This window comes from Pseudomonas sp. RA_35y_Pfl2_P32 (assembly GCF_963970735.1).
Taxonomy (GTDB): Bacteria; Pseudomonadota; Gammaproteobacteria; order Pseudomonadales; family Pseudomonadaceae; genus Aquipseudomonas.
In genome coordinates this window covers 1-530 of the sequence record NZ_CAXAQF010000195.1, presented here as the reverse complement: position 1 = coordinate 530, position 530 = coordinate 1, and the positions used below count along the sequence as shown (strand labels likewise).

At 64.0% G+C, this 530-nt stretch carries 2 protein-coding genes; both read right to left on the bottom strand.

Annotation, left to right across the window (positions count from 1 at the left end):
* On the bottom strand, nucleotides 1-188 hold a 188-nt coding region (locus AACY45_RS27835; RefSeq protein WP_339548691.1), incomplete at its 3' end, for a TraB/GumN family protein.
* The coding region (locus AACY45_RS27830; protein ID WP_339548690.1) for a TraB/GumN family protein at nucleotides 185-530 on the bottom strand (346 nt) is incomplete at its 5' end. The genes AACY45_RS27830 and AACY45_RS27835, both read right to left, overlap by 4 nt.

Here is a 530-nt window from a genome sequence, read left to right as displayed (position 1 = left end):
ATCGCCCGCGCGACCGTGGGCGTTTGCCAGTCGACGCCGGGCGGCAGCGCGTGGATCGTCCCGAACAGCCAGATCGTGGTATCGGCATCGCCCACGCGCCACAGCGCCGGATGCGCCTTGGTCTCGGGCGCTCGCGCGCAGGTGCAAAGCCCCAGCGCCAGCCCGAGACCAAGCCATCGCCGCTTCAATAGCGGACTCGCTCGGCCACCAGATGATGCTTGGCGAGATAGGCCTGCACGCTGTCCTTACCCGCCAAATGCCCCGCGCCGACCGCGATGAACACGGTACCCGGCGTCTTCAGCCGGTTGTCGATCCAGTCGGCCCAGCGCGCGTTGCGATCCGCAAGCAGCACTTTGTAGAGATTGGGCTGGCTGCTCAAATCCTCGTTCATCAGCGCGCTCAAGCCCTCGGCATCGCCCGCCTTCCAGCGATCGAGCATGGCGTTGATCGTCGAATCGAATGTGTCGATGTCCTTCGCGCTGGAGATGAGAAACGCGATCTGGTCGGTTTGCGGCAAATTGTTGAAATAG